The 8,345-nt window shown below is 73.5% G+C and carries 8 protein-coding genes; 6 read left to right on the top strand and 2 right to left on the bottom strand.

The genetic code is table 11. From position 1 onward, the window contains the following. The 5 genes from ACFV4N_RS35625 to ACFV4N_RS35605 form a co-directional block, all read left to right on the top strand. On the top strand, positions 1 to 511 hold a 511-nt coding region (locus ACFV4N_RS35625), incomplete at its 5' end, for a lantibiotic dehydratase (RefSeq protein ID WP_499677064.1). Further along, entirely contained in the window at positions 508 to 2,796 is a 2,289-nt protein-coding gene (locus ACFV4N_RS35620) for a lantibiotic dehydratase family protein (protein ID WP_499677063.1), read from the top strand. The genes ACFV4N_RS35625 and ACFV4N_RS35620, both read left to right, overlap by 4 nt. Beyond that, entirely contained in the window at positions 2,789 to 3,931 is a 1,143-nt protein-coding gene (locus tag ACFV4N_RS35615) for an NAD(P)/FAD-dependent oxidoreductase (protein WP_499677062.1), read from the top strand. The genes ACFV4N_RS35620 and ACFV4N_RS35615 overlap by 8 nt, the downstream gene beginning before the upstream one ends. Further along, positions 3,924 to 4,994 carry a tetratricopeptide repeat protein gene (locus ACFV4N_RS35610; RefSeq protein ID WP_499677061.1) on the top strand — a complete coding sequence of 357 codons (1,071 nt, stop codon included), beginning with the start codon at positions 3,924 to 3,926 and terminating at the stop codon, positions 4,992 to 4,994. Before ACFV4N_RS35615 ends, ACFV4N_RS35610 begins: the two co-directional genes overlap by 8 nt. A gap of 139 nt (positions 4,995 to 5,133) precedes the next feature. Continuing rightward, positions 5,134 to 5,811 (top strand): class I SAM-dependent methyltransferase, encoded by a 678-nt coding sequence (locus ACFV4N_RS35605; RefSeq protein ID WP_499677060.1) that lies wholly within the window; start codon positions 5,134 to 5,136, stop codon positions 5,809 to 5,811. Between the two features lie 68 nt (positions 5,812 to 5,879). Here ACFV4N_RS35605 and ACFV4N_RS35600 read toward each other — a convergent pair whose 3' ends face one another. Continuing rightward, a complete protein-coding gene (locus ACFV4N_RS35600) occupies positions 5,880 to 6,539 on the bottom strand; it encodes a TetR/AcrR family transcriptional regulator (RefSeq protein WP_499677059.1) in 660 nt (219 codons plus the stop codon). A 104-nt stretch (positions 6,540 to 6,643) separates the two neighbouring features. On the opposite strand from ACFV4N_RS35600, the gene ACFV4N_RS35595 reads away from it, so the two are divergent. Then, positions 6,644 to 7,582, top strand: coding sequence for an alpha/beta hydrolase (locus ACFV4N_RS35595; RefSeq protein ID WP_499677058.1), 939 nt, complete (start codon positions 6,644 to 6,646; stop codon positions 7,580 to 7,582). A gap of 49 nt (positions 7,583 to 7,631) precedes the next feature. On the opposite strand, the gene ACFV4N_RS35590 is transcribed toward ACFV4N_RS35595, so the two are convergent. Beyond that, on the bottom strand, positions 7,632 to 8,345 hold a 714-nt coding region (locus tag ACFV4N_RS35590), incomplete at its 5' end, for a DUF1963 domain-containing protein (RefSeq protein ID WP_499677057.1).

Genomic DNA, 8,345 nt, shown 5'->3' with positions numbered 1-8,345 from the left:
GCGGCCCATCTCCGCCGCGGTCGTCGCGCCGGACGGGAGCGCGGTCGAGGTGGACGGCGAACGCCGTTGGCTCTACCCGGGCGACCTGCCGGGCGTGCTGCACCGGGCGCTGTCGCTGCCGTCCGTCGTCCCGGTCGGGTGGGCGGACGACGATGACCACGTCCCTCGCCTGGTCGTGGACGAGGTCGTCGTCAGCCGTGCGCGGTGGAACGTCGAGCTGGCGACGGCCGGGGTGCGCGGGTTCGAGCACTGGCTGGCGGTCCAGCGGCTGCGGCGGGAGCTCGGCCTGCCCCGGCACGTGTTCGTCCGGCACCCGCGGGAGACGAAACCGGTGCACGTGGACCTGGACGAGCCGATGGCCGTCGAGGACGTCGCCCGGCTGGGACCCGGCAGGTGCGCGGTGACCGAGTGCCTGCCCGCGCCGGACCGGTTGTGGTGGGCGCCGGACGGTCGCCAGGTGTGCGAGCTGCGCCTGCCCTGTCTGATCGACCTGTCCCGGGGGTCGCGATGAGCGGCGGGACCTGGCGTGCGCTCCCCCTGGCCGTGGTGCGCTCCGCCGGGTTCCCCGCCACGCTCGTCGACCGGCTGGCGGACCCGGAGCTGCTCGCCGCGATCGACCGCGCGCGGACGGCGCGGGCCGAGCTCGACGCGCTCGCGGCCGTGTTCGACCGCGCCGCGGCGGAGGGTTCCGCCACCGGGCCGGACCAGGTGCGCGTGGTCCGGACGACGGTCCGGGCCGTGCACCGGCGCCGCGCGCTGCCGGAGCCCGCGTTCCTGCCCGCCGGCCTCGGCACCGGGTCGGACGCGGGGTTCGCCGCGCGGTGGGCGGAGCAGGTCCGAGCGCGGGACGAGGCGGAGGTGGCCGTCGGCGCCGCGTTCCCGACGACGCTCGCCGCGGCCAGGGCACACCTCGCGCGCGAGCTGACCGAGCCGCGGCTGCGGGAGGCGCTCTACCTGCTCACCCCGGAGATCCTCGACAACGCGGTCCGCTCGCTGCTGCGGCGCCCGCCGAAGGGACCGGCGCCGAACCAGAACGAGCGCAAGGTCGTCGCCTTCGCCCAGCGCCTGGCGACGAAGTGCGAGACGAACGCGTTCCTGGGACCGATCGCGTACGCGACGACCGGGGAGCCGGTGGGCGGTCCCGCCGAGCGACGCGGGTTCCTGGCGTTCCGCGTCGCGCAGGAGCTGCTGCGGGCCGCGTCCGCCCGGCTCGACCCGCACCGGCTCACCTGGCGGCGCGGACCCGGCGCGAGCCACCTGCCGGCCGGCTCGTCGGTGCGCTCGGCGGTCGACGCCGCGGTGGCGGGCCGCACCGGCGCCGTGCCGGCCGAGGTGCTGCGCGCCCTGCGGGCCAAGGACGTCATCTGGGCCGACGAGCTGCTCGTCCCCACCTCGGAACCGGACGCCCTGGCGTCCATCGGCCGCGCCGCCCGCGCACTCGGCGACCACGACCTCGCCGCCGTCCACGACCGGCTCCGGGAGTGCGCGTCGACCTTCGCCACCGCCGACGCCGAGGGCAAGGCGAAAGCCGTCGCGGTGGCGGAAGGCGTGCTGGCCGACGTGGGGGTCGACGCCGGCCGAACCGGCCACGGCCGGCTGTACGCGGACCGGTCGGTGCTCTACGAGGACGACCACGAACCGGATCTCGGGATCACGCTGTCACCGGACGGCCTGGACCGCATCGTCCACCGGCTCGCCCCCGTCCTCCACGTCGCCGCCACCGCCGGGCGGCAGGCGTGGGAGACGGCCCGCGAGCGGTTCGCGACCGAGTGGGCGGCCCGGCACGGCGAGGCAGCCGAACTCCCGCTGGCCGAGGTGCTGCGCACGCTGCCGACCTCGTTCGAGGCGCCCCTGTCGGCCACGCCCGCCGCGCGGGCACTGCACGACGAGGTGCTGAGGCAGTGGGACGGCCTGAGCGACCACGTCGTGCTGGACCCGGTCCCGCTGCGCGCCGCCGTCGACTCGACCGGGCGCGGGACCGGCGGCGACGAGCCGTTGCTGATGAGCCCGGACCTGCACTTCGACACCGCGGACCGGAGGGCGGTGGCCGACGGCAGCGCACCGGTGGTGGTCGGCGAGATCCACGCCGGCCTGCAGGCCCTGGGCAACCTGTGCGCGTTCGTCGCGGACCGCGACGCGCTGGCCGAGGCGGTCCGGCGCTGGGTCGGCACCGGACCGGAGCTGGTCCACGTCGCCACCCGGTCGCGGTTCGGCAAGCTCTGCTTCCTGGAGCTGTTGCCGCGGACCCTGGAGCTCAGCGGCCCGGCTGCCGCTGGTCGGGATCGGCTGGGCGTCGACGACCTCGCGGTCCGCGCGGACGGCACCGTGGTGGATCGGCACACCGGCCGCCGGGTGCTGCCGCTGTTCGGTGATCCGGACGCCGCGACCCAGACCCCGATCGGACCGCCGAGCTGCGCGCTGCCCCGGATCACCCTCGGCGCACGCACGCCCCGGCTGTCCATAGGCGACGTGGTGGTGCAGCGGGCCACGTGGACGGTCGAAGCCGCGGAACTCGCCGCGCCGAACGGCTCGGACGGCGTGGAGCGCTACCGGACCGCCGCCCGGGTGCTGCGCGATCACGGCGTGCCCAGGCGGTGCTTCGCCTCGTTCCCGGACGAGCGCAAGCCAGTGTACGTCGACCTGGCCGCACCGCACCTGGTCGACCTGCTGGTGTCCACCGCCAAGGACGGCGCCGTGCGGTTGACCGAGATGCTGCCGGTACCCGACGGGTGGCAGCGCGGCGGAGTCGCGTGCGAACTGAGGTTCTCGGTGACGACCGGAGGAGACCATGGGTAGGACCGTGGACGTCGCGGTGATCGGCGCGGGCGTCGTCGGGCTCTCCGCGGCGTTGGAACTGGCCGGTCGAGGCGCTTCCGTCGTCGTGCTCGACGCCGACGCCGACGGCGGGCGGGGTTCGAGGGCCGCGGCGGGCGTCGCGATCCCGTCCCTGCGGCTGCGCTCGGACCCACTGCTGCGCCGGTTCGCGGACGAGGGCCGGGCCCGGTTGGACGAGGACGTCGCGGCGTTCGAACCGATCCACCCCGGCATCCGGCGCGGTCACGGCGTGCTCCGGCCGGTGCTCGCGGGCGCCGAGGAGGACGCCCTGAGGGCGGTGGCGGCGCAGGACCCCGACTCCCTCGGCACGTGGGCCGACGCCGAGGAGATGGCCGAACTGGAACCGGTGCTGCGCGGCTCGCCGTACGCCGGCGCCTTCGTGTCCGACAACGGGTACGTCGTCGACACCGGGTTGTACCTCGACGCCCTCGCGGCGGGCGCACGCGCGGCGGGGACGACCGTCCGGTTGGGTGTGTCCGTGCTCGGCGTCGACACCCGCACGGGCGGGGTCGACATCGCGACAACCGCGGGCGGCCTGACCGCCGACCGGCTGGTCGTCGCCGCCGGGGCGTGGTCGGCGACCATCCCCGGCATCCCGACGCTGGACGTGTTCCCGCTGCTCGGACAGATGATCGAGCTGCGGCACCCGGCCCACCAGCTGCGCAGGCTGGTGTCGTCCCGCACCTACCTGGCACCATGGCGCGCGGGCGGCATCTGCCTCGGCGCCACGGAGGAGCGGGTCGGGTTCGCCGACGGCCCCACGGCACTGGGCAGCGGGTACCTGCTCTCCCGGTTGGTGCGCAACGTCCCGGCCCTCGCCGCCGCGCGGATCCGGACGTCGTGGACCGGCCTGCGCTCGGCGTCGCCGGACGGCCGTCCACTGGTCGGCTTCGTCGACGGCCACGACCGCCGTGTCGTCGTCGGCACCGGTCACGGCGGTCAAGGGATCCTCACCGGTAGGCACACCGGACGGCTGCTGGCGGACCTGGTCGAGGACCGGGCCGACGCGCTGCCCGTCGAGTTCGCCCCGCACCGCGCCACGCGCCACGACGACGACCCCATCACCGCTCCGGAATCGGAGGACGACCATGGATGAGGAACGAGGACTGCGAATCCTCCTGGTGGCGCACGTGGCCGCGGAGGCCCGATGCCTGGCGGAGTCCGTGCCGTCGGCGCGTGCCGTGGGGGAGACGTGGTTGCTGGACGCCAGCGACGGCGACGAGGTGTCGACCGAGGCGGCTCGGCTCGGAGTGCCCACCAAGAGGGTGACCTGGCGGGACAGCCTGGGCGAGCTGTTCGACGAGGCGGTCCGCTGGGGGTCGGACGGCGCCGGGGCCGTCCTCGTCGTGTACGCCGACGAGGTGTTCGAGGAGGTCGACGGTGACGCCCTCGGCGCCGTGCCCGCGGCCGGGGCGTTCGGTGCCGTGTCCATCCGGCATCGTCTCGACGACGCCGGGTTCTACGACGAGGAGCACGAGACCAGGATGATCGCCTCGGGCGCTCCTGGCGGGTTCACGGGCAGGTTCCCCGTCGCCTACCAGGTCGGCGAGCAGGCGCTCGACCCGGACGCACTCCCGGTCGTGGCCGTGTTGAGCCACCAGCCCGCGAGGTGGCCCGGCCTCTCCGCCCAGCGCATCGCCCGGACCGAGAGCGCGCTCCTGCGGTCGGCGAGCGAGCAGCCGCACTCGCCGGAAGTCGCCTACGCGTTGCTGCACTGCAGCGTCTCCCTGCGGGAGTGGGAGGTGGTCCGCGAACGTGTCGATCGCTACCGGGCGCTGGGCGACGTCGACGTGGAACGCGGTGCGCTGGTCGCGTTCCACGACGCGACGGCGTTGCTGTGCTTGAACAAGCCGTCGGACTCGCTGCGACAGGCCAAGAACGCCGTCCGGGCGGCGCCGCGCTTCGGTGACGCCTGGTTCCTGATCGGCGAGATCAACAGGCTGGGCGGCCGGGCCGAGCAAGCGGTCGTCGCCTACCGCAAGGCTTTCGAGCTGGGCAGGGACGCGAGCCCGGTCGCGGTCGAGGACTTCCGGTTGACGACCTGGCGGCCCGCGGTGGAGTTGGCCGCACTGGCGGAACGTGCCGGGGACGAGTCGGCCGCCCGGCTCTGGGCGGATCGGGCGCGCGAACTGCAGCCGACCGTCGAGTCGTCCACCTGATCGGACCTGCCCGCGTCGTACCCCTGCCCGCACCGTTGGCGACGATTGGTGGAGAGCGCCTGTGAGCCCTGTCGGAATCGGGACCTCTTCGGACGGTGGTCCCGTTGCTCCGGACGGAAGTCCGGTCACGTTGTACCGGGTGCTGCCGACCGGACGTGAGCCGGAGTACATCCACGGTGAGATCGAGCCGGGGGCCGAGGTCCTGGAACTCGGCTGCGGCGCGGGGCGGGTGACGCGAGCTCTGGTGGAGCTCGGCCACCCGGTCGTCGCCGTCGACGAGAGCGAGGAGATGCTGGCGTTCGTGACCGCCGCGACACGGGTTCACGCGACCATCGAGGGCCTCGACCTGAAGCGCCGGTTCCCGGCGGTGGTGCTGATCAGCTACCTGGTGGACACCCCGGTTCCCGGTCAGCGGGATGCCTTCCTGGGGACCTGTCGGCGTCACGTGTCGGACGACGGGGTGGTGATCGTGCAGCGCACGTCGCCGGACTGGGCCGCCTGGTTGCGTGCCGGTCAGTCGTACCAGTGGGGCGACATCACGGTCGAGGTCACGTCGGCCGAGTTCGCCGGCGGTGTGCTGAGCGTGACCCAGGAGTACCGGACCGACACGGCGACGTGGACCCACAGCTGGCGCGACCTGGTCCACACCGACGAGGAGTTCACGGCGCTGGTGCGCGACAGCGGGCTGGTCCTCGACCGGTGGATCGACGACGACCGGGAATGGGCGGTGTTGCGGCCTGCCCCGCACTCCGGTCGCCGGCGATTACCCACCAACCCGGACAGGGCCGCGAACCGGAGCCTATCGGCGGACTCGTAGCGGACCCGACCTGCGAGTTGCCGACGGGTACGGCGTTCTCGTGCCGCAGCACGAAGGCAGACCCGCGTTCAGCGACCGGCGGACCGCGAAGCCCGAGCCGCCGCGACGCGGTCCGCGATGTGGTCGATGACCACGGTGACCGCGCGGCGGTACGGGGTGGCGTCCTGCTGCACCTGGGACAGGAGCATGCCGCCCTGGATCGCGGCCAACAGCGCGACCGCGAGCGCCGAGACGTCCTCGTCGGCTCCGAGGTCGCCGCGCTCGCGCATGCGGGCGAGCCCGGACTCGATCGCCGCCTGCCACGCGGCGAACCCCGCGGCCAGGCCGAGGCGGGCCGAGGGGTCGACGTCCGACAGCTCGCTCGCGAGCGAGCCGATCTCGCACCCCCCGGCGCAGTGCACCGCGTCCAGGCGGACGGCGGCGCCTTCGCACCACTCACGCAGTGCGTCGATGCTGTCGAGGTGGTCGAGCAGGGGCCGCTGCTGTTCGAGCTTCACGGCGTTCTGGTACTCGATCACCGCCGCCGTGAGGCCCTTCTTGTCCCCGAAGTAGTGGTAGATCTGCGAGGCGCTCACCCGGGCACGGCGTTGCACGTCGGGGATGCTCGTGCCGGCGACGCCCTGCTTGAACATCAGCTCGGCGGCGGCGCGCAGGATGCGGTCCCGCGTGCGACGACCGCCCTCGGTGCTCGCCGCCTTGACCCGGGGATCGGCGTCGCGTGTCCGCATGGGGGCGAGCCTACCAAGATTGGAATTGACTTTCCAATCTGGCGATGCCTACGGTTGGAGTGTTCATTCCAAGATCGCTCCGGCGCCCGCGAAAGGCGAAGCTCGTGGACCTCGACCCGCAGATCAAGGCCGTGCTCGACGACTTGGCCGCGACCCCCGCGCCCGCGCCCAACACCCTCACCGTGGCGGAGAACCGCGCCGCCGGTCGCGCGTTCGCCTCGTTCGCCGGTGACGTCATCCCGGTTCGCGAGGTCCGCGACACGACCTTCCGCAACGGCGACCACGACGTCCCGGTCCGCATCTGCACGCCCGAGACGATCCCGACGGGCTCGCCCGCTCCGGTGACGCTGTTCCTCCACGGCGGCGGCTGGGTGTTCGGCGACCTCGACACCCAGGACCACTTCGCCAGGGTCGTCGCGACGCGGTCGAGGACCGTCGTCGTCTCCGTCGACTACCGGCTGGCACCGGAGCACCGGTTCCCGGCGGCCGTCGAAGACGCCTGCGCGGCGCTGCGGTGGGTCGAGCGGAACGCCGGCGCCTTCGGCGGCGACCCGGAGCGCATCGCGCTGTTCGGGGAGAGCGCCGGGGGCAACCTCGCCGCCGTCACCGCGCAGGAAGCGAGGCGGCGCGGTGGACCCACCGTCACCTTCCAAGCCCTCGCCTACCCCGCGACCGACCGCTTCGACGACAGCGCGTCGATGTACGACCACGCCGCCGGCCCCCTGCTGACGCGCCCCTGGCTCGAGTGGTTCTGGGGCGCGTACCTGAACACCCCCGACGAGGGCGCCGACCCCCGCGTCTCCCCGCTGCGCGCGGGAGACCTCACCGGGCTCCCGGCCGCGTTCATCGTCACCGCCGCGCTCGACCCGCTGCGCGACCAGGGCGCCCGGTACGCCGACGCCCTCCGCGAGGCCGGGGTGCCGGTGACGCACCGACCGGTCGAAGGGGTGCCCCACGCGTTCCTGTCCTTCACCCGCGACGTCCGGGTCTCGCGTGAAGTGCTGGACGAGATCGGCGACGCCATCGGCGCGGCCTTCGCCTGACGGCCGGTGGCGCATGACCGACCTGGGGGCGTTCCCGGGCTCGGGAGACCTATTCGGAGAACATGGTGAACGAGCGCATCTTGTCGAAGCGCTTGGCCGCGAGGTCCTCGAAGCTGATCAGGAAGCACCCGTAGTGGACGTCGCTCTGCGTGTAGAACTGGGCCAGTGGCACCCACTCCTGGATCAACCGGTGCTCCTCCGCCTCGATCGGGGAGAGATTCCCCGTCTCCGCGCGGTCGAGGCCCGCTTCGGGCCGGTTCCTGAGGTTCTCGGTCGCCATCTGGTACCACGGGCCGTCGCTGCCGCCGATCTCCATGCAGTGCCCGCCGATGCGGAGCGTGGACATCCGGTCGCCGGGCCCCGGCCAGAGGCGGTCGACGACTTCGCACAGCTGGTCGAAGTGCTTCAGGCCGTTGAACAGCTGCTTCACGTAGTCCGGCTTGAAGTCCAGCTCCAACTCGTCGGTTTCCTCCATCCATTCCGGCAGATCCGCCTCGACCCACGCGGAGAGCTCGTACTCGGGACCGAGGAGCGGCATGCCGTAGATGTCGACCCCTTCGAGCTCGGGCGGCAACGGCGCCACCGCCGTCTCCGCGCCCGCCGGGACGTACAGGACCCGCGCGTACTCCGGCTGCTCGTCAGGGCCGGAAGGCTCCATCAAATCTTCCTCGTACTGCAGGAAAAGCAGCAGTGAGCCGTCCGTCGGCAGGGGGAGCCCTTCGGTCCGCGGGAGGGCCGCGCAGTCGACGGAGGCGATGAACTG

This window comes from Actinosynnema sp. NPDC059797 (assembly GCF_042732085.1).
Taxonomy (GTDB): Bacteria; Actinomycetota; Actinomycetes; order Mycobacteriales; family Pseudonocardiaceae; genus Actinosynnema.
The sequence above is the reverse complement of the archived record's forward strand: the minus strand, read 5'-3'. Positions and strand labels throughout refer to the sequence as shown.